Annotated in this window: 18 protein-coding genes; 15 read left to right on the plus strand and 3 right to left on the minus strand. The window is 61.8% G+C overall.

What is annotated here, in order from left to right:
* Positions 1-30 precede the first annotated feature (30 nt).
* The 11 genes from AC3WTO_RS23170 (at position 31) to AC3WTO_RS23220 (ending at position 12,606) form a co-directional block, all read left to right on the plus strand.
* On the plus strand, positions 31-717 hold the full coding sequence (locus AC3WTO_RS23170; protein ID WP_492463436.1) for an NAD(P)/FAD-dependent oxidoreductase: 687 nt from the start codon (positions 31-33) through the stop codon (positions 715-717).
* On the plus strand, positions 648-1,226 hold the full coding sequence (locus AC3WTO_RS23175) for an NAD(P)/FAD-dependent oxidoreductase (protein ID WP_492463435.1): 579 nt from the start codon (positions 648-650) through the stop codon (positions 1,224-1,226). The genes AC3WTO_RS23170 and AC3WTO_RS23175 overlap by 70 nt, the downstream gene beginning before the upstream one ends.
* A 152-nt stretch (positions 1,227-1,378) precedes the next feature.
* Positions 1,379-4,849 (plus strand): indolepyruvate ferredoxin oxidoreductase family protein, encoded by a 3,471-nt coding sequence (locus tag AC3WTO_RS23180; protein ID WP_492463434.1) that lies wholly within the window; start codon positions 1,379-1,381, stop codon positions 4,847-4,849.
* Between the two features lie 146 nt (positions 4,850-4,995).
* Positions 4,996-7,356, plus strand: coding sequence for a putative bifunctional diguanylate cyclase/phosphodiesterase (locus tag AC3WTO_RS23185; RefSeq protein ID WP_492463433.1), 2,361 nt, complete (start codon positions 4,996-4,998; stop codon positions 7,354-7,356).
* Between the two features lie 215 nt (positions 7,357-7,571).
* A complete protein-coding gene (locus AC3WTO_RS23190; protein ID WP_492463432.1) occupies positions 7,572-8,315 on the plus strand; it encodes an N-acyl amino acid synthase FeeM domain-containing protein in 744 nt (247 codons plus the stop codon).
* Between the two features lie 74 nt (positions 8,316-8,389).
* Complete coding sequence (locus AC3WTO_RS23195; protein ID WP_101939733.1) at positions 8,390-8,539, plus strand: DUF3096 domain-containing protein; 150 nt, start codon at positions 8,390-8,392, stop codon at positions 8,537-8,539.
* Positions 8,540-8,670: 131 nt separating this feature from the next.
* Positions 8,671-8,895: an aa3-type cytochrome c oxidase subunit IV gene (locus AC3WTO_RS23200; RefSeq protein WP_492463431.1), complete on the plus strand. Its 225-nt coding sequence runs from the start codon at positions 8,671-8,673 to the stop codon at positions 8,893-8,895.
* An 84-nt stretch (positions 8,896-8,979) separates the two neighbouring features.
* Entirely contained in the window at positions 8,980-10,230 is a 1,251-nt protein-coding gene (locus AC3WTO_RS23205; protein WP_492463430.1) for a Re/Si-specific NAD(P)(+) transhydrogenase subunit alpha, read from the plus strand.
* Positions 10,230-10,661, plus strand: a complete 432-nt coding sequence (locus AC3WTO_RS23210) for an NAD(P) transhydrogenase subunit alpha part 2 (protein WP_165358182.1) — start codon at positions 10,230-10,232, stop codon at positions 10,659-10,661. Before AC3WTO_RS23205 ends, AC3WTO_RS23210 begins: the two co-directional genes overlap by 1 nt.
* Complete coding sequence (locus tag AC3WTO_RS23215; RefSeq protein ID WP_492463429.1) at positions 10,661-11,209, plus strand: hypothetical protein; 549 nt, start codon at positions 10,661-10,663, stop codon at positions 11,207-11,209. Before AC3WTO_RS23210 ends, AC3WTO_RS23215 begins: the two co-directional genes overlap by 1 nt.
* Complete coding sequence (locus AC3WTO_RS23220; RefSeq protein ID WP_492463475.1) at positions 11,209-12,606, plus strand: NAD(P)(+) transhydrogenase (Re/Si-specific) subunit beta; 1,398 nt, start codon at positions 11,209-11,211, stop codon at positions 12,604-12,606. Before AC3WTO_RS23215 ends, AC3WTO_RS23220 begins: the two co-directional genes overlap by 1 nt.
* Before the next feature lie 112 nt (positions 12,607-12,718).
* Here AC3WTO_RS23220 and AC3WTO_RS23225 read toward each other — a convergent pair whose 3' ends face one another.
* Together AC3WTO_RS23225 and AC3WTO_RS23230 are read right to left on the minus strand one after the other, a co-directional pair.
* Positions 12,719-13,897: an ABC transporter substrate-binding protein gene (locus tag AC3WTO_RS23225; RefSeq protein WP_492463428.1), complete on the minus strand. Its 1,179-nt coding sequence runs from the start codon at positions 13,895-13,897 to the stop codon at positions 12,719-12,721.
* 209 nt (positions 13,898-14,106) lie between these two features.
* A complete protein-coding gene (locus AC3WTO_RS23230) occupies positions 14,107-15,033 on the minus strand; it encodes a LysR family transcriptional regulator (protein WP_492463427.1) in 927 nt (308 codons plus the stop codon).
* Between the two features lie 219 nt (positions 15,034-15,252).
* Between AC3WTO_RS23230 and AC3WTO_RS23235 the strand changes: the two genes are divergently transcribed.
* Genes AC3WTO_RS23235 through AC3WTO_RS23245 form a run of 3 tightly spaced genes read left to right on the plus strand, consistent with a single transcriptional unit; the run spans position 15,253 to position 18,141 of the window.
* On the plus strand, positions 15,253-16,410 hold the full coding sequence (locus AC3WTO_RS23235) for an FAD-dependent oxidoreductase (RefSeq protein ID WP_492463426.1): 1,158 nt from the start codon (positions 15,253-15,255) through the stop codon (positions 16,408-16,410).
* A 54-nt stretch (positions 16,411-16,464) separates the two neighbouring features.
* On the plus strand, positions 16,465-17,253 hold the full coding sequence (locus AC3WTO_RS23240) for an alpha/beta fold hydrolase (RefSeq protein ID WP_492463425.1): 789 nt from the start codon (positions 16,465-16,467) through the stop codon (positions 17,251-17,253).
* Between the two features lie 12 nt (positions 17,254-17,265).
* Positions 17,266-18,141: an alpha/beta hydrolase gene (locus AC3WTO_RS23245; RefSeq protein WP_492463424.1), complete on the plus strand. Its 876-nt coding sequence runs from the start codon at positions 17,266-17,268 to the stop codon at positions 18,139-18,141.
* 15 nt (positions 18,142-18,156) lie between these two features.
* Here the strand turns inward: AC3WTO_RS23245 and AC3WTO_RS23250 are convergent, their stop codons facing one another.
* Complete coding sequence (locus tag AC3WTO_RS23250; RefSeq protein WP_492463423.1) at positions 18,157-19,059, minus strand: LysR family transcriptional regulator; 903 nt, start codon at positions 19,057-19,059, stop codon at positions 18,157-18,159.
* 194 nt (positions 19,060-19,253) lie between these two features.
* On the opposite strand from AC3WTO_RS23250, the gene AC3WTO_RS23255 reads away from it, so the two are divergent.
* On the plus strand, positions 19,254-20,687 hold the full coding sequence (locus AC3WTO_RS23255; RefSeq protein WP_492463422.1) for an NAD-dependent succinate-semialdehyde dehydrogenase: 1,434 nt from the start codon (positions 19,254-19,256) through the stop codon (positions 20,685-20,687).
* Positions 20,688-20,690: the final 3 nt, after the last annotated feature.

Below are 20,690 nucleotides of genomic sequence, written 5' to 3' on the forward strand. Positions count from 1 at the left end.
TCGTATACGAGAATACGAACGGAGGGGCGCGTGACTAGGCAAACGACGGAAGCAATCGTCATTGGTGGCGGCATCGCCGGCTGCACGTTGGCTTATGAATTGGCTTCGCGGGGAATAGGCGTCACGGTGATCGAGCAGGGCCCGATCGCCGCGGAGTCATCGGGGCGAAACACGGGTACGCTGCTTTCGGGACCACAGCATGCCGTTGTCGAAATGCTCGACAAAAGCGTGCAGGTCTATGCCGAGCTGGCCGACGGTCCGGTTCCTTTCGAGTTCGGCCGCATCGGCCATCTGCTGATTTCGGAAGACGATGCCAGCCTTGAGGAGGCCGGTGCCGTCGCAGAGCGCTACCGTGCGGCCGGTGTCGGCATGGAGAAGGTGCACGGCGCCGATCTCGCACGCGACTATCCGCGTCTCGGCTTCAGGGTCGCCGGCGGTTACTTTGTCGAACGAGCGTGGACGCTGGAGCCGATGGGCGCCACGCATGCCTTCGCCCATGCGGCCCGCCTCGCCGGTGGCCGTTTCCGGACCGGACTGCGAGTGGCTCAGATCATTTCGCGTGGCGGCAAGGTGCAAGGTGTGCTCACCGTGACGGTATCGTTGGCGCCGATATGGTGTTCATCGCCAACGGTCTCTGGATGTCCGACATGCTGCGCCGGACAGTCGGGGATGGGCCGCTGCCGGGGCTTCCATTCACGGCGGGCCGCGGCTGGCTGATCCAGCTCGGCAAGCTGGATTTCGAGCTGCCGTGGATCGTGGAGGAACTGACCTGGCCCGATCAGGACGAACTCGGCCGGCTGTCGCTGGCAGGTCTTGCGGATGTTGCGGCCCAGAAGGACGACGGGCCCGGTGTCGAGGCGATTTGCCTCAATCCGATGCGTGGTGGTGACGCGCGTCTCGGCGCCTCCGTGCAGCCGGCTTTCCGCGATCTGCCGCGCAACAGCGATATGCCTGGCCGTATTGCCGCCCGGGCATTGCGGATGATCCCGGGGCTGGGTTCGCCGATGGTGAAAAACGTCTATCCAGGCAACAGGCCGATGTTGTCGGATGGGTTGCCTGTAGCCGGGCGTACACCGGTCGACGGACTCTACCTGCACGGTGGCATGGGCTCCATCGGCATGCATGCAGCGCCTGCGACCGCGCGCTGGCTGGTGGATGCAGTACTTGGTGGCGACGGCAATCCGGAGCAAAGCTGGCTCAGGCCGCAGCGGTTCGCGGGCTGGTGAAGGCCGCAGGGAAAAATGAACGCGGCGCTGACGGTTGCCGAAGTTCGCCTTGATGCAGCCGAATTGAATTGACGTTACATGTCGAGGTGGAAAGACTGCGCCCCGATCCAGTCGCTGTGGCGAATCCGGACGGTTTCGCACGGGAAGGTACCATGACGCTGCACGACGTCTCGCTCGACGATAAATTCGATCTTTCCAAGGAACGTGTTTTTCTCTCGGGTGCCCAGGCCGTCGTGCGCATGCTCCTGATGCAGCGCGAGCGCGACCGGCTGGCCGGCCTCAACACGGCAGGCTTTGTCTCCGGCTATCGCGGCTCTCCGCTCGGTGGGCTGGACCTGCAGCTTTGGCGGGCGAAGAACCAGCTTTCGAGTGCCGACATCGTTTTCCAGGCGGGCCTCAACGAGGAGCTCGCGGCCACAGCATGCTGGGGATCGCAACAGGCCGAGCTGCTGGGTGAAGGCAAACATGACGGGGTGTTTTCGGTCTGGTACGGCAAGGGGCCGGGCGTCGATCGCTCCGGCGACGTCTTCCGCCATGCCAACCTTGCGGGCTCGTCCAGGCATGGTGGCGTCCTTGCCCTGATGGGCGATGACCATAACGCCGAATCGTCGACCAACGCGCACGCCACCGAGTTTGCCTTCGTGGATGCGATGATCCCGGTGCTTAATCCGGCGGGTGTGCAGGAACTGATCGATTACGGTTTGCTCGGCTTTGCCATGTCGCGCTTTGCCGGCGCGTGGACGGCGATCAAATGTGTGAAGGACAACATCGAATCGACGGCGTCGGTCGATGCGTCGCTCAAGCGCCTGAACATTGTCCTGCCTGAATTCGACATGCCGCCCGGCGGCCTCAACATCCGCAACGAGCTCGACCAGCTCGGGCAGGAGGCACGGCTGCACGAAGGCAAACGCGGCGCCATGGCTGCCTTCATCCGCGAGAACGGATTGAACCGCGTCATCTATTCCGGCGGGCGAAAGGCCAGGTTGGGCATCGTCACCGTTGGCAAGAGCTATCTCGACGTGCGCCAGGCGCTGGAAGACATCGGCATCGACGAAGCGGTGGCGAACCGCATCGGTATCCGCCTGTTCAAGGTGGGCTGTCCGTGGCCACTCGATCTCGAGCACGTCGCCGATTTTGCGCGCGGGCTGGAAACGGTCGTGGTGGTCGAGGAGAAGCGCTCGCTGATCGAAGTCCAACTGCGTGAGAATCTCTACGGCACAGCGAACCAGCCGGTCATCGTCGGCAAGAAGGATGAACGTGGCGATTGGTTGTTCCCGGCCAAAGGCGCGCTTGATCCGAACGAGATCGCCATCGCGCTGGGCGAGCGGATCATCCGCACGATAGGCCCGTCGGAGGAAATCACTCAACGCGTCTCGAAGCTGAAGCAGTTCCAGGCGATGCTGGCCGACACCAAGGATATCGGTTCGCGCACGCCGTTCTTCTGTTCTGGCTGTCCCCACAACTCGTCGACAAAGGTCCCGGAGGGGTCGATCGCGGCTGCCGGGATCGGCTGCCATTTCATGGCCTTGTGGATGGATCGCTCGACGGTCGGCTTCACCGCGATGGGCGGTGAAGGCGCGCAATGGATCGGCCAGGCGCCGTTCTCCAAACGCGACCACATCTTCCAGAATCTCGGCGACGGCACTTACAATCATTCGGGAACGCTGGCACTGCGTTTCGCTTTGTCCGCCGGCACCCACATCACCTACAAGATCCTTTACAACGACGCCGTTGCGATGACCGGTGGCCAGCCGCATGAGGGCGGCCTGACCGTCGATATGATCGCGCGCCAGGTTCGCGCGGAAGGGGTCGACCGGATCGCCGTCGTTACCGACGAACCGGATAAATATGCCGGTCGCGCAGAATTCCCCACGGGGGTGACCATCGACCACCGCGACGATCTCGATCGTATCCAGCGCGAACTGCGGTCGGTGAAGGGTGTTTCGGTTCTGCTTTATGATCAGACCTGTGCTGCCGAAAAGCGGCGCCGGCGCAAGCGCGGCACGTTTCCGGATCCGGACAAGCGTGTCTTCATCAACGAGCTGGTCTGCGAGGGCTGCGGCGATTGCGGCGTGCAGTCCAACTGCGTTTCGATCCAGCCTGTCGAAACCGAATTCGGCCGCAAGCGCAAGATCGACCAATCGTCGTGCAACAAGGACTTTTCCTGCGTGAACGGCTTCTGTCCGTCCTTCGTTACCGTACATGGCGCCAAGATACGGAAGGCCGTTGGCGTTGCCGGCAAGGCGGATCCTCTCGACGGTGTGCCCATGCCATCGGCTTTTGCACTGGGTAAGGATGGCTGGGCAGCGATCATCGACGGTGTCGGAGGCACAGGCGTTGTCACCGTTGGCGCGATCCTCGGCATGGCGGCGCATCTGGAAGGCAAGGGTTGCGGCATGATCGACATGGCCGGCCTTGCCCAGAAGGGCGGTTCGGTCTTCACGCATGTGCGGGTCGCCCAGACGCCGGAGGACATCCATGCCATCCGCGTTTCGGCCGGCAAGGCCGATCTCATCCTGGGATGCGATCTCGTCGTCTCCGGCGCCAAGAAGGTGCTGGCGGCCGCGCGTGAGGGACATACGATCTTCGTTGCCAATACGGCCGAGATCATGCCGGGCGAATTCGCCCGTGCGGCGGATTTCTCCCTCCCGACGGAGCGGCTGAAAAAGGCTATCCGCCAGGCCGCGGGTGAAGACCAGGCGCATTTCTTCGACGCGACGCGGACCGCGACGGCGCTGTTCGGCAACTCACTCGGCGCCAATATGTTCATGCTGGGTTTTGCCTTCCAGCATGGCGGGCTGCCGCTGTCGGCAGAGGCGGTCGAGAGGGCGATCGAGCTGAACGGCGAGGCGGTAGCGATGAATGTCGCCGCCTTTCGCTGGGGCCGGCGCGCGGCACACGATCCTGATTTCGTGCGAAGCCAGGTCGACCGGCAGGGCAAGGCGCCGCAATCGGTGGCCGAAACGCTGGATGACATCATCGCCCGGCGTATCACCTTCCTGACGGCCTACCAGAACGCTGCCTATGGCAAACGTTATTCCGATCGGATCGCTGCGCTGCGGGTGCACGAAAACAAGGTGGCTCCCGGCTCGACCGTCGTAACGGAAGCCGCGGCGCGCAACCTGTTCAAACTGATGGCAATCAAGGATGAGTATGAGGTCGCGCGGCTCTACACGGACGGCTCGTTCATGCGCTCGCTGTCTCAACAGTTTGAGGGCTATGACAGGCTGGAGTTTCATCTCGCGCCGCCGATCCTCGGGCGCCATGACGCCGACGGCAAGCCGAGGAAATCCAGCTTCGGTCCATGGATGCTGAAGGGGTTCCGGATGCTTGCCGCGGCAAAGGGCCTGAGAGGATCTGCACTGGACCTGTTCGGCTATACGGCCGAGCGCCGTCGCGAACGGCAATTGCTGAAGCAATTCGAGGACGACCTCGAGCTGATCTCCCGCTCGCTCGCGCCAGGCAGAATCGAAGCAGCGGCGGCCCTCGCATCGGTGCCGTCGCTGGTACGTGGCTACGGCCACGTCAAACACGCCGCGATGGAGAAGGCGAATGGCGAGCGGACCAGGCTGATCGAGCGATTGACGGGTGCCGAAGAAGCGCGATTGCAAGCCGCCGAATAAGATGTCTCGATCGTATGAGGCCCCTGGTCGGATCAGAGGTGGAAGAACGTCGTTTGCATACTGACTAAGACGTCGCTAATTTTAGATATTCTAAGCCTTTCTTAAGCCGGTTGTGGGATGAGATTTGCTGGTGCGGCGCCCAGGCCATGAATGTAGATCGACCCGACGACATCTCTGAAGACGTCTATATTGGCTTTGTTCGGTCGCTTTTTCACGACGCAAGCCTGCTGATCGTCGGCGCCTTCACGCAAGGCGCGGTCGCTCTCCTCGTCTATCTGAAGACCGGCGCCCCGATCTACATCGCGCTAGCGTTCCTGATGACCGGGGTGAGCCTTGGCCGCTACCTGGCCATCCGCCGGGTCGATCCGATCACCATCGAGAACTATCGTTCCGCGCTTGAATGGGAGCGCTACTATCTGATTGCAGGCGCGCTGCACGGAATGGTCGTCGGGCTGTTCGCCTTCGTCAGCATTCACGTCGTGCCCGACATGTTCGGTGAGATCGCGGCCATCTCGATGGTGCTGGCCAGCGCGGTTACCATTGCCGGACGCAATTTCGGCTCGATCAAGATGGTGGCGATTCTGACCCTTGCTGCCGTCGCCCCGATTGCGATCGGGCTGATCATGAAGGGCGATTTCTACAACATAGTGCTTGGCCTCTTCATCGTCCCTTTCATGTTCGCCATCAGCAAGCTGGCGCGCGCGATGCGCACGGTGCTGTTCACGGCGATCACGGAAGAGAAGAAGGCGACCCGGCTGTTCCAGCGTTTCGGGCGTGCGCTCAACACCATGTCGCATGGCCTGGTCATGCTCGACCCCGATGGGAAAGTGGTTGTCGCCAACGCCGAGGCAGCGCATTTGATGTCGTTGAAGTCGGCGGATCAGCTTCTTGGCCGCTCGATTCATTCCTTGCTGCTGCGCGGTGTCGCGGGTGGTCTGCTCGCAGCCAAGGATTGCCGCTATGTCGAGGCGCAGCTCACCCGCGCCCTGCGCGAAGGCCGCGACCGCAAGGTGCTGGTTTCGCTGACCAATGGCCAGCACTATGAATTTTCGGCGCGGGAAGGGTCCCAGGAACTCGGCGTCATCACTTTCGAGGATGTCACTCAGCGTGTTGCAGCCGAAGAGCGCATCCGCTTCATGGCGCGCTACGACAGCCTGACAGGGCTGATGAACCGCGCCTATTTCCACGAACTGGTCAGCGAGGCAATGTCAGGAGGAGATCGCAGCCGGCAGTGCGGGCTGGTCGTGATTGATCTCGACGATTTCAAGAGTATCAACGATACGCTCGGTCATCCGGTTGGCGATGGCCTGATCTATGCTGCAGCAGAGCGGCTTGCCGTTTTTTCCGCCCCGGGCGTCACGACCAGCCGCTTTGGCGGTGACGAGTTCATGATGTATTTCGACCGGGTGGAGGATGAGAGTCATCTCTCCGGCCTGGTCGAGCGCATCTTCACCGGACTGCAAGGCGAAGTGGACGTGGCCGGACACGCTCTGCGCATCCAGGCCAGCGCAGGCGCGGTTCTCTCGCGCGTGGACAGCACCACTGTCGACGAAATGATCGTGAAGTCCGACCTCGCGCTCTACAAGGCGAAGGAACTCGGTAAAAACGGCTGGCGCCTGTTCGAAGCCTCCATGGATGCCGCTTTCCGCAACCGGCAGCTGATGAAGGCAGACCTGCGCTCGGCGGTCGAGGCCAGCGGGCTGCGTATCGTCTATCAGCCGATCGTTGCCATGGAGACGATGCGCATCGTGAGTTGTGAGGCGCTCTGTCGTTGGGATCACCCTGACCTTGGCCCGATCTCACCGGCGATCTTCATTCCGCTGGCGGAAGAGATGGGCATCATCTCGCAGATCAGCGAGCTGGTGTTGCGGGCGGCCTGTGCCGAATGCGCGAAATGGCCGGAGCAGATTTCGGTTTCGGTCAACCTTTCCGCCAAGGACTTTCGTGACAGCGATGTCGTCGACAAGGTTCGGGCCGCGCTCGAAGCAGCCAAACTGGCGCCGAACAGGCTTGAGATCGAGGTCACCGAAACCGCCCTTCTCGACGACAAGGCCCATACGCGCGAATTGATCCAGGAGATCAAGAAGCTTGGTGTGCGCATCGCGCTCGACGACTTCGGCACTGGTTATTCGAGCCTGAGCTATCTGCACAAGCTGCCTCTCGACAAGGTCAAGATCGATCGCTCGTTCCTGATAGACGTGGTGCAGAGCCCGCGCTCGCTGGAATTGCTGAAGGGTATCGTCAGCCTTTCGCGTTCGCTCGGATTGAGCGTGACCATCGAAGGGGTCGAAACGTTCGAGCAGCTCAAGATTCTGTCTCAGCAGATCGAGCCGGATCTCGTGCAAGGCTTCCTGTTCGGATCTGCACTGAGCGCGTCCGGCATCGAAACGATGTCGAACACGATCTGGCCATTCGTCCAGGATGCAGGGCCAGTCCGGTCTCATGCTCCTGCCGGGATCAGGGCGTTCCGCAAAGCCCTTGCGCCTGCTTCTGTTGCGCCAAAATAGCAATCTGGTTGGTTCAGTGGGGATTGGCTCCCATGAGTTTGTCCGTCGATCATTCCGAATATTGGCTGGCTTATCGGTGAAGGCGACCCGTTAAGGTTAATCAAAGGTAAATTGGATCGATCCCTTTTTCACTTTTACGCGTACGATGCCTGTTGTAGTTCTCTGGGCGGCGGTGACGAGGGTTGAATATGTCTGCGACGAACAGGGTTGTCCAAATGGACGATGCTGCAGCAAAGGCGGTTGAGCCATCGGCTTTTGCACGCAGCGTTTCGGATCTGCTGGATCGGATCGAATATCGACGCTGCGAAAGTGGCGAGGATATCGAGGCGATCTACCGCCTTCGCTACAAGGCCTACAGGCTGAACGGGTTCCTGCCCGATTCACCCAGCATGATGATGAGCGACGCGCTCGATGACCTGCCGAATTGCTACAAGTTTGGCATCTTTGCCGACGGCACCCTTGTCTGCACGGTGCGCATCCATCGTTTGTGGTCACAGGAGCCATCAGGGCCGGCAACGACGGTGTTCGGCGATATGCTCGAGCCGCGTCTCAAGCGGGGCGAGAGTTTCATCAATCCCACGCTGCTGGCCGCGGATCCCGACTTCTTGAAAGTCTATCGGCTGCTGCCCTACGTGACCTTGCGGCTCGGCCTGCTGGCCTCGGTGTATTTCGACGCAACGGCATGCATCGGCGTCATCCGCCAGGAGCATGCGGCCTTCTACAAGCGGATATTCGGGGCAGCCCAGGTTGGAGACCCGAGGCCGTATCCGCCGTTCACGGTTCCAGTCGTGCTCTACGACGCCAATTGTGAACTCAATCGTGAGTGGATTCTCAGGCGCTTCCCCTTCTTCAATTCGTCCCATGCCGAGCAGCGTATGCTGTTCGAACGGCCTCAGCCCGGCGAGCTTGCGCCGCTGACAATCCTGCCGACTGCAAAGTATTTCAGCGACGCGGCCTGATGTTCGTTGGGACTGCCGCACCCATCGGCGTAATCCCTACCCATGCAACCAGTGCTACGGAAGGTGAAGAGAACATGACCATTTCCGCCATAACCCTGACCCCGTTGATTTCGTTGATCGCCGGCGTGCTGATCCTGATCATGCCCAGGCTGCTGAACTACATCATCGCGCTTTATCTGATCGTGGCTGGATTGCTCGGGCTGTTCCCGAATCTGGCTGGATGAGCTGCTGGCCGGATCGTCGGCTTTCAACATTATCTTGACGCTGTTCTCACGCACCATGCGGCAACAGCGCCATTGCCCTCGGCGGCGCTTTTCGCTATGTGCGCTTGAGACGTCTCCGGAGGGGAATACTGATGGCTGATCACGCGCCGACTGGTCCTGTCGAACTGGGTGCCCAGATGGACTATGCAGAGCACGAGCGAACTTACGCTGGCTTTGTCGCGCTCGCCAAATACGGCTCGCTTTTCTGCGTCGCCCTGCTCGTCGCCATGGCCTTCGGCTTCTTTGCCGGCGGGTTCTTCTCGGGAACGATCCTGTTTGTGATCCTCCTGGCGGTCGGCGGCTTCATTCTCCGATAAGCTCTTCCCATTTCGCATGGGGCGGCGCCGGCCGTTCGGCCGGTGTTCGTAAAAGAACAGAGTTCCAGCCGAAAGGATCATGCGGTGGGACAAGTCGTATTCATACCTCGCGAGATTGATGCGAACGAGGGGCGCGTTGCCGCGTCTCCCGATACGGTAAAACGCATCGCCGCCCTCGGCTTCGATGTTTTGGTCGAGGCAGGAGCGGGCATCGCCTCGCGCATTCCAGATGCCGAATTCGCCAAGGCCGGAGCCTCGATCGGCAAGGTGGCAGATGTTGCCAAGGCCGATGTCGTGCTGAAGGTTCGTCGTCCGACCGAAGCCGAGCTGAAAAACTACAAAAAAGGCGCGGCCGTCCTCGCCATCATGGATCCCTATGGCAACGATGCCGGGGTTCATGCGCTTGCCAAAGCCGGCGTGACCGCCTTTGCCATGGAATTCATGCCGCGCATCACCCGTGCGCAGGTGATGGACGTGCTGTCGTCGCAGGCGAACCTGGCCGGTTACCAGGCCGTGATCGATGCCGCCGGCGAATATGATCGCGCTCTGCCGATGATGATGACCGCAGCCGGCACGGTGCCGGCCGCCAAGGTCTTCATCATGGGCGTGGGGGTTGCCGGCCTGCAGGCCATTGCGACCGCACGCCGTCTTGGCGCGGTGGTCACCGCCACCGACGTGCGCCCCGCCGTGAAGGAGCAGGTGCAGTCGCTGGGCGCCAAGTTCATTGCGGTCGAGGACGACGAGTTCAAGCAGGCCGAGACCGCCGGCGGCTACGCCAAGGAAATGTCCAAGGAATATCAGGCGAAGCAGGCGGCCCTGACTGCCGAGCACATTGCCAAGCAGGACATCGTCATCACCACAGCGCTGATCCCTGGGCGTCCCGCGCCTCGGCTGGTTTCTGCCGAGATGGTCGCTTCGATGCGTCCCGGCTCGGTGCTGATCGATCTCGCGGTCGAGCGTGGCGGCAACGTCGCCGGCGCGGAAGCCGGCAAGACGGTCACCACGGACAACGGGGTGAAGATCGTCGGCCATCTCAATGTGCCGGGCCGCGTCGCGGCTTCTGCATCGCTGCTTTATGCCAAGAACCTGTTCGCATTCCTCGAGACGCTGGTCAGCAAGGACACCAAGGCGCTCGCCATCAATCGCGACGACGAGCTGGTGAAAGCGACGCTGCTTACGGACGACGGCAAGGTCGTTCATCCCAACTTCGCCGACAAGCCGGCGACGATGATTGCTTCGGCTGAACCGGCGGCCAAACCCGCCAAACCGGCGGCTGCCAGGAAATCCGCCGCAGCCAAGAAGCCCACTGCGACCAAGTCGAAGGGGACTGCCTGATGGAAGCCTTGCAGAAAGCTCTCGATCAACTCGACCAGGCCAGCGCAGCCGTTCGCCTTGCGCTGCAGGACGCCGCCAACCAGCCCGGCGTGGCCGATGCGGCCGGCGGCGCGGCGCATGCGCTCTCGGGCGGGGCGATCGATCCGTTCGTGTTCCGCTTCGCCATCTTCGTGCTGGCGATCTTCGTCGGCTATTATGTGGTCTGGTCGGTGACACCGGCCCTGCACACGCCGCTGATGGCTGTGACCAACGCCATTTCCTCGGTGATCGTGGTTGGCGCGTTGCTGGCTGTCGGCGTTTCGGCGGCCGGCGCGGCGACAGGCTTCGGCTTCATCGCGCTGGTGCTGGTCTCGGTCAACATCTTCGGCGGCTTCCTTGTCACCCAGCGCATGCTTGCGATGTACAAGAAGAAGGACAGCGCGGGCCGGTGATGAAGCTCGTCAAGCTTTTCCTCGCCGCTGCATTCCTGTCGGTCTTCGCCAGCCATGTGCTGGCGAGGCCGGCAACAGAGGCCGAGAGCAAGGCACTGGTCCAGGCCGTGACGGATTTCGATGCCGCCATGCGCGGCAACGACTATGCCGTCGTCGTCAAGACCATTCCACCGCGCGTGCTGGAGCATATGGCCAAGACTTCCGGCATGACGGTCGATGCGTTGCGCGGCATTGTCATCGAGCAGATGCAGGCGGCTCTGGCGACGGTAAAAATCGAATCCTTCGCCATGGATGTGTCGAAGATGGAATACAAGGAATTGCCGAACGGCGAGCCTTACGCACTGATCCCGACCGAGGTCGTGATGGATGCCGGCGGCGCCGACAAGATTCTGGCGAAGTCCCAGACACTGGCACTGCTCGATGGCGGTGCCTGGTATCTGCTGCGTGTCAATGAAGACCAGCAGGTGACGGTTATGCGCCAGGTTTACCCTGAATTCGCCGAGGTGGAATTTCCAGCCGGCTCGATGGAGGCGTTGAAGAAGCCATGATGTCCGTCAATCTCGCCTCTTTCCTGTATCTCGTCTCGGGTATTCTCTTCATCCTGGCACTGCGAGGACTGTCGCATCCGACCACCAGCCGGCAGGGTAATTTCTACGGCATGATCGGCATGGCGATCGCCATCGTCACCACGCTGTTGCTGGCCAAGCCTTCTTTCGGCGGCTTTGCGCTGATCGTGGTCGGGCTGGCCATCGGCGGCGGTGTCGGCGCCTATACGGCTCGCCGTATCGCCATGACCTCGATGCCGCAGCTGGTGGCTGCCTTCCATTCGCTGGTCGGTATGGCCGCCGTCATGGTGGCGGCAGCCGCCATGTACGCGCCGGCCTCTTTCGGCATCGGCGAAGTGGGAGCGATCCACGGCCAGGCGCTGGTTGAAATGAGCCTGGGCGTGGCGATCGGCGCCATCACCTTCACCGGTTCGGTGATTGCCTTCCTGAAGCTGGATGGACGCATGTCGGGCAAGCCGATCATGCTGCCGGCCCGCCACCTCATCAACATCGTGCTTGGCGCGGCACTCGTCGTGCTGATCATCCTGCTCGTCGCCACCCAAAGCTATGCCGTCTTCTGGCTGATCGTCCTCGCATCGCTGGCGCTGGGCGTCCTGCTCATCATCCCGATCGGCGGCGCCGACATGCCGGTCGTGGTGTCGATGCTCAACTCTTATTCCGGCTGGGCTGCCGCGGCGCTCGGCTTCACGCTCGGCAATCTCGCGCTGATCATCACCGGCGCGCTGGTCGGCTCGTCGGGCGCGATCCTGTCCTACATCATGTGCAAGGGCATGAACCGCTCCTTCATCTCGGTCATCCTCGGTGGCTTCGGCGGCGAGACGGCCGCGGCAGTAGATGACGGCATCCAGCGCACTGTGAAGACCGGCGCCGCCGATGATGCTGCCTATCTCATGATGAACGCACAGAAGGTCATCATCGTGCCGGGCTACGGCATGGCGGTTGCGCAGGCGCAGCATGCGCTGCGCGAACTGGCCGACAAGCTGAAGGCCAATGGCGTCGAAGTGAAGTATGCCATCCATCCGGTTGCCGGCCGCATGCCCGGTCACATGAACGTGCTGCTGGCGGAAGCCAACGTGCCCTACGACGAAGTGTTCGAACTGGAAGACATCAATTCCGAATTCGCACAGGCCGATGTCGCCTATGTCATCGGTGCCAACGACGTCACCAATCCGTCGGCGCGTGACGACAAGTCATCGCCGATCTATGGCATGCCGATCCTCGACGTCGACAAGGCGCGCACCTGCCTGTTCGTCAAGCGCTCGCTCGGCTCGGGTTATGCCGGCATCGACAACACGCTGTTCTACAAGGACGGCACGATGATGCTGCTCGGCGACGCCAAGAAGATGACCGAGGAAATCGTCAAGGCGATGGATCACTGACATTTTCGAGCGCCCTGAACAGGGCGCTTCGCAAGACCATATCGCAAAGGAAAAGCCCGGCTTGTGCCGGGCTTTTCTTTTGTTCGTCGAAATTGGTCCGGCCGATTGCCTGCTATTCGGCCGGCATCTTGCAATCGGCGGCATAGCTGTCGCTGTGCGCGGTTAGCACCTTGCTGTCGGTCTTCAGCACCATCTTGCCGTCAGCGCCTTTTTCAGCCTTCAGGGAATACCAGTCCTGAACCGGGTGCTGGTTGGGGCCGAACTTGAAGGTGCCGCGCACCGAGGGGATTTCCGCGCTGAGCAAACCCTTCCGCAGCGCCGCGACGTCGCTGGCGCCGGCAGGATCCTTATCGAGGCCGGCACCGATCAGCAGAGCAGCGTCGTAGCCCTGGGCCGCATAATAGGTGATCGGGCGATCGCCGTATTTTGCACGCCAGGCAGCGACGAAAGCCTTGTTGACCGGATTGTCGAAGTCGTCATTCCAGTGGCTGGTCACCTTGACGCCTGAGGCGGCGTCGCCAACAGCCTGGACGATGACCTGGTCGAGCGAAGCCGGGTGCACCACCATCGGAACTTCCTTGAGCAGTCCGGATTGCTGGTACTGACGCATGAATGCGATGCCGAGGCCGCCGGGCTCGAATTCGTAGACGACGTCGGGTTTCGCTGCACGGATCTGTGCCATCTCGCTGGCGAAGTCGGTCTGGTCGAGGCTGGTGTAGGTTTCGCCGACAACCTCGCCTTTATAGAAGCGCTTGAACGCGCCCATGGTTTCCTTGCCGGCCTGATAGTTCGGCGCGATCAGGAATGCCTTCTTGTAACCGAGCGACTGGGCGAGAGCGCCGGCGCTTTCACCCTGGCTGTCGTCCTGCCAGGAACTGACGAAGTAGTTGGGATGGCAATCCTTACCGGCGAATGTCGCGGATGCCGTGTTGGCGCTGACATAGAGCGCGTCATTGTCGAGGATCTCAGGAACCGCGGCGAAGGCAACATTGGCGAAAACCATGCCGGTGAAGACCTTGATGCCTTGTTCGGAGAGCATCTTGTCGGCGATCTGCCGGGCGTTGCCTGGTTTCAGGCTGTCGTCTTCGACCACCAGTTCTACTGGTGCGCCGCCGAGCTTGCCCTTGTTCTGATCGATCGCCAGCTGGAAGCCGTCGCGAATGTCCTGGCCCAGATAGCCCGCAGGGCCTGAGAGCGTGGTGATCATGCCGATCTTGAGCGGATCGGCGGCATGAGCCGTACCCGCCAGCAGCGCCAAGGTGGCAGCCGCCAGTATTCCCTTGCAAGACATGGAGTCCCTCCCGTTCGTATCTTCAAATGCAGGGAGAGCGTCCGCGATCCCGGGTCGCGGTTTTGTGCCTTGCCCTGCATGCAGCCGCCCCGCCGTTGCCGGCAGGTCGTCCACACAACCAAGCTTGGGCCAATCAGTCTTGCGGTAAATGGAAAACTCATCTCCCAGCTATGAAGGTAGGGAATAGCAATGGTTTCGGTAACCGAGGATCACGCCGTCAGATCGATGGCCGTTTTCCTGAGCGTTTCCGCCAGCAATTCGGCTGCCGGGGAAAGCCTGGCGTTGGTGCGGGTGGTGATCCCGATCGGTATAGCGGTTGCACGCAGGGTGACGGGCAGGATGGTGATTGCGCCCGCAGCGGCTTCCCTGCGCGCGACCTGGGCCGGGAAGACGCCCAGATAGTCGGCGTCGACGAGCAGGGCGCGGTTGGTGAGCAGGGATACGGAGTCGACAGCGTGCACCGGCGGCTCCAGGCCTTCTTCGCGAAAAGCGATGTCGATCTGTCGTCTCAGGCTGGTTTCCTGCGGCGGCAGGATCCACTCCCAGCCGATGAGGTCGACAAGACCCAGGTCGCGACGCTCGGCCAGCGGATGACCGCGGCGCGCGACGACGCAGGCAATGTCGTCCATCAGCACTTCCTGCACGACATTGAGCCGGTCCCGGAGTTCCGAAAGCCGCCCGACCACCATGTCCAGCTCGCCGGCGCGCAGCGCGGGAATCAGCACGTCATTGGTGCCTTCGACGATCTTCACCACCAGCTTCGGGCGATCCTTGCGCAGGCGGGCGATCGCCGTCGGCAACAGTTCGGCGGCAGCGGACAGAAGCGTGCCGATAGCGACACGGCCACCAGTACCGTCGCGCAGATCGGCTAGATGCTCTTCGGCATGAGCGAGCTGGGTGATGACGAGGCGGGCATGTTCGGCAAGCGTTTCTCCGAACATGGTCGGCACCACGCCACGGTTGTTGCGGTCGAACAGGCGGGCCTTGGTCAGGGCTTCCACTTCCTGAAGTGCCTTGGTGACGGCCGACTGCGTCATGTTAAGCCGTTTCGCCGCGCGCACGAGGTTGCCTTCCTCGACGATGGCCACGACCATTCTCAAATGGCGGATGGTGAGGCGACTGGTGACGAGTTTCATGAGCGCGTTGCCGGTTCGATGGTTGGTTCCACTCTGGTATTCCAAAGCTTCATAGAAAATTCCACAGAATTCATTTGTGTGAATTGCCAATCATTGGGAAGGTCTCGCCAACCGGTCGGGCGGTAGCGTTACCGGTACCGAGATATTTGGCGCGGCATGTCGTGGTCCGGCCAAGTCAAAAGACAGGTGCGGTCAGCACCGGTGGGAGGAAGTCAGACAATGATGCAGCGAACCGGCGCCGGACGCCGTGCCGAAATTGCGGGCGCGGGAATTGGTGGTCTGACGACGGCGGCAGCGCTGGCGCACCGCGGCTGGTCGGTGACCGTGCACGAACGCGCTCCGACCCTGCGCACCTTTGGCGCCGGCATCTATATCTGGAGCAACGGGTTGCGCGTGCTCAAGGCGATCGGTGCCTATGAACAGGCCACCGTTGGTGCCCATATCGGCCCGCAGTTCCACACGCGGGATCACAACGACACCACGATGGAAGAAATCCCCATTAACGGGCCGGGGGATGCGCGTCTCATCACCATCCTGCGCGAGCAACTGATCAACACGCTGGTCGACACCTGCCGCAACGCCGGCGTCGAAATCGTGACAGGCTCGGCAGCCATCGGCGCGACGCCGGAAGGTGAATTGCTGCTGGAAGGCGGCGAGCGGCGCAAGGCGGATCTGGTGGTCGGCGCGGACGGCATCAATTCCAGTGTGCGGGATTCGCTCGACCTCCTGCTGTATCGCAAACATCTTGGTTACGGCGCGATCCGGATGCTGATCCCGCGTGACGACAACGATGTGTCGCCCGAGGATCGTGATCGCTACATCGAATATTTCACCGGGTCGCGGCGCATTCTCTATACACCTGCCAGCGCATCCGATCTCTATGTCGCGCTCTGTTGCGCGGCCGATGATGCCGAAGCTCTCAAGGTGCCGGCCGATCGCAATTTGTGGACGCAATCCTTCCCGCATCTCGCCAATCTGGTCGCGCGTTTTGGCGATGCTGGCCGCTGGGATGCCTTCGAGGTGGTGAAGCTCAAGCAGTGGAGCAAAGGACGCGTCGCGATCCTGGGCGATGCAGCGCATGCAATGCCACCCTACCTTGGGCAGGGTGGTGGCTGCGCGCTGATGAACGGCCTGGCGCTCGCGGCAGCCGTCACCGACGCTCCTGATATCGAGGCGGCGCTCGCAGAATGGGAAGCGCGCGAACGCCCGCTCACCGAGCACACCCAGGACACGGCCGAAAGGCTGGGTGACATGAATTTCTGGCCGGACGACATTCGTTCCGAGGTCCTGAAGATCACAGGCAAGTCCGCCGAGATCGGCGCGGTACGCATGAAGACCGCGCGTCACATCCCGACCGCCACCGAAGCCTTCGCCTGATCGCTTTCATCGAAGGGCTTTCCCGCCCTTCGTCTCGCATTTCGGAGTTCTCGCATGCAGTCCATCCAGATTGGAGCCAACACGCTGTCCTACGACGAAGCAGGAGAGGGGGATGTTCTCCTGCTTCTGTCGGGCTGGTGCCAGGACCATCGTCTGTTCAAGACCCTGGCACCAGAGCTTGCACGCAGCCATCGTGTGGTCCGGCTGGACTGGCGTGGTCATGGCCTGCATCGTGACCACGATGGCGATTTCGTCACCGACGACCAGGCTGACGACGTCATCGCTTTTCTCGACCGGATGAAGATCGAGAAAGTGGTACCGGTTTCGACCTCACATGGCGGCTGGGCGAACATGGAAGTGACCGACCGGCTCGGTAGCGCGCGCGTGCCACGCTCCGTCGTCATCGACTGGATCCAGACCACGCCCAACGAAGCCTTCTTTTCGATGATCGACCACATCCAGGATCGCACCAACTGGGAGAATGGCCGCGGCGACTTCTTCAACTACTGGATCGGTGATACCGAGAACCCGGACATCATCAATCACGTCAACGAAGAGATGGCCAAATACAGTTTCGAGATGTGGGCCCGTTCCGGCCGCGAAATCGCAAGGGCCTATCGCAAATGGGGCAACCCGATGCAGCGCATGGCGGCGATGGCAGAGCACCGCCCGATCACGCATGTCTACTCGCAACCCTTCGAACCCGAATACGCGCAGGCGCAACTCGACTTCGCTGCGGGACATGACTGGTACAAGCCGAACAAACTGCCCGGCCGGACACATTTCCCGACGCTGGAGCAGCCCAAGGTGGTCGCAGAAACCATTCGGGTTTTCGTTGGCTAGGAACCGCTTAAGATGACCGGACTAGCCGCAGAAGCCGATTGGCCACGCGAGATTCTGGATCGCGACTACAGCGCGCGCGCCTCGGTTTCGACCGAAGTGTTCGAGGCCGAGATGCGGAACTATCGAAGCGGATCGGAGGCAGTGAAGGACATCGCTTCGCATCTTGACGTCGTCTACGATGCCGAGAGCGGCCAGACACTCGATCTCTATGGCGTCGGCGCGGAACCGCGACCGGTTTTCGTGTTCATCCACGGTGGCTATTGGCGGATGCTTTCAAAGCACGATTCCGCCTTCATGGCAGCGATGTTGGCGAGGCATGGCATCGCAACCGCAGTGGTGGATTACAGGCTGGCGCCAGAGGTGGACCTGGCCGAAATCGTGCGCGAGATCCGCGTCGCCATCGGCTTCCTGTGGCGTGACGGTGCGCGTTTCGGCGTCGATCCCGATCGTATCTATGTTGGCGGCAGTTCCGCCGGCGGTCATCTGACGGGTGCGGCTTTGGCAGGCGGGTGGCACGATGCGTTCGACGTGCCGGAGGATGTGATCAAGGGTGCCATGCCGATCAGCGGCCTGTTCCACCTGGCGCCGATCTCCCGGTCGTTCGTGCGGGACTGGATCAAGCTCGATGAGCATTCCGTCAGGCAGCTGAGCCCGGCTGAAAATCTGCCGCGTGTCGGCTGCCCTATCGTGGCCGCCTATGCCGCGGGCGAACCCGCCGGCTTCAAGCGGCAGTCGATGGAATATCACCGGCTGTGGCGGGAAGCGGGTTTTCCCTCCACGCTGATGGAAGTCGACAATCGCAATCATTTCGATGTGGTGCTTGATCTGGCTGACAGCGAAGCAGCGCTTTCCAAGGCATTGCTGCGCCTGATCAAAGGCGATCAGTAGCGGCGTTCGTGCGTTTTAGCGCGGGATGAGGCGCTGCGCATACCGCCGAACGACCGCGACGAATGCCTGCGTCGCAGGCGAGACGGACCGCCCGGTGGCATGGATCATGGCCACCTCGCGCGCGATGTTGGGGTCGACCAGCGGCTTGCCGACCACCTTGCGGTGACGTGCTGCCGCCAGGGCGTAGGCTGGAAGCACGGCCACCCCCAATCCTGCTTCAACAAGCGCGAGCGCGGTGGTCACCTGGCTGACTTCGAAGGCAGGCTTCAACGGAATTTCGCTCGTTTCGAAACCGACTTCGACCAGCAGGCGAATGCCGCTGTCGCGCGTCAGCGTAATCAGCGGCTGATCCGCCAGATCACGCCATCTGGCGCTGGCTGCATTCGCAAATATGGAGCGGTCATCGCAGAACAGCATCAGGCTGTCGCGCACCAGGGCCACCCGCTCGATGCCGTCTTCGGCCGGAGAGAAGGTTCCGAGTCCGCAATCTGCCTTGCCGCTGCGCACGGCTTCGACGATCTGTTCGGTACCGACGTCGGCAAGCTGTACGGCGATCCCCGGATAACTTTGCTGGAATTCGGCGATCGCCTGCGGCAGCACCACGGAGGCCAGCAAGGGCGGTGCTGCGATACGCAGGCGCCCGCGTCGCCGCTCCGCCAGCATGTGAACGCCTTCCACGGCATGTTCCAGTTCTTCCATGACCTTCGTCGCCGAGTTCTGGAATTCCCGGCCGGCATCGGTCAGCTCGACACGACGGGTGGTGCGGTCGAACAGGCGCACCGACAATTCGTCTTCAAGATCGCGGATTGCCTGCGAAAGCGCCGGCTGTGCGGTGCCCAGGCGTTTCGAAGCGCGCGAGAAGTTGCCAAGTTCGGCGACCGCCAGGAACTGCTGGATCTGCTTGATGGTGATCTTCATGCGCCAAGGTCCGATCGCCGTATGCCCGCCGTTTTCGACGGAAATCAATTCATATAAAAAACCATATTAATTTATCGCATAAATCTGTCTTGTCGATATATCGAAATCCATTGATCTTGGCGTGCGAGAGGTTGCCGGCTGCGGCTGTGCGACGTTTCCAGGATTTCATGCCAGTACGGAGCCGAGACGCCCCAATGTCGAACTACCCGGATCTTCAGCTCTATATTGGTGGCGCATGGCGCAAGACGGTTGAGACTCTGCCAGTCATCAATCCGGCCGACGAAAGCGTGATCGGCGCGGTCCCCGTCGCCTCGACGCAGGATCTCGATGCGGCCCTCGAGGCAGCCGAGCGCGGCTTTGCCGTCTGGCGCAAGACATCGCCGGCGCGGCGTGCGGAGATCATCCGCAAGACTGCATCGCTGCTGCGCGAGCGTATCGATGAAATCGCCCTCGACATCACCCGTGAACACGGCAAGCCGTTTCAGCAGGCGCGCCTCGAAGTCATCCGCGGCGCGGAGTTCTTCGAATGGGATGCCGGCGAGGCGCAGCGCACCTATGGTCGTGTCATTCCGAGCGAGCCGGGCATTCGTTACGTCGTGCATCACCAGCCTATTGGCACGGTGGCAGCGTTTTCGCCCTGGAACTTTCCGCTCAGCCAGCCGGCCCGCAAGATCGCCGGTGCGCTGGCTGCCGGCTGTTCTATCATCATCAAGGCATCGGAAGAGACGCCGGCCGGCTGTCTTCACATTGCCCGCGCTTTTCATGATGCCGGACTTCCGGCCGGCGTGCTCAACCTCGTCTTCGGGGTGCCAGCGCAGATCTCCGAATACCTCATCCCTCAGGAGCCGGTGCGCCTGATCGCCTTCACCGGTTCGACGGCGGTGGGAAAAAGGCTGACCGGCCTTGCCGCGCAATATGTGAAACCTGCTCTCATGGAACTCGGCGGCCATGCCCCGGTCATCGTTTGCGATGATGCCGACCCGGTGAAGGCAGGCATTGCCTCGGCCATCCGCAAGGTACGCAATGCCGGTCAGGTCTGCACCTCGCCGACGCGCTTCTTCGTGCATGAGAAACTCTACAAGCCGTTCACCGACGCATTCGTCGAGCGCGCCCGTCTGGTGAAGACCGGCAATGGGCTCGAAGAGGGGACGGAAATGGGGCCGGTGGCAAATCATCGCCGCATCGAAGCGCTGGAGGCGCTGGTGGCCGATGCGGTGTCGAAGGGCGCGAAACTGCTGGCCGGAGGCGAGCGCTCGGGCAACCGCGGTTATTTCTATCCGCCGACTGTCCTAGCCGACGTGCCAGCCAATGCCCGGGTGATGCGCGAGGAGCCGTTTGGACCGCTTGCCGTGATCAATCCGGTGCCGTCGCTCGAAGACGCGATCGAGAAGGCGAATGGCGTGCCCTTCGGGTTGGCTGCCTATGCCTTCACCAACTCGGCAGCCAATGTCGACCAGATCACCGACGATCTGGAGGCCGGTAACGTTTCCATCAACACGCTCGAGGCTTCTGTTGCCGAGACGCCTTTCGGCGGCGTCAAGGAGAGCGGCTTCGGGCGCGAGGGCGGGGCCGAGGGCATCATGCATTACATGGTGGTGAAAAATATCTCGCACCGCATGGCGATCTGAAGG

The organism is Mesorhizobium sp. EU05-FHT14A09 (assembly GCF_058790995.1).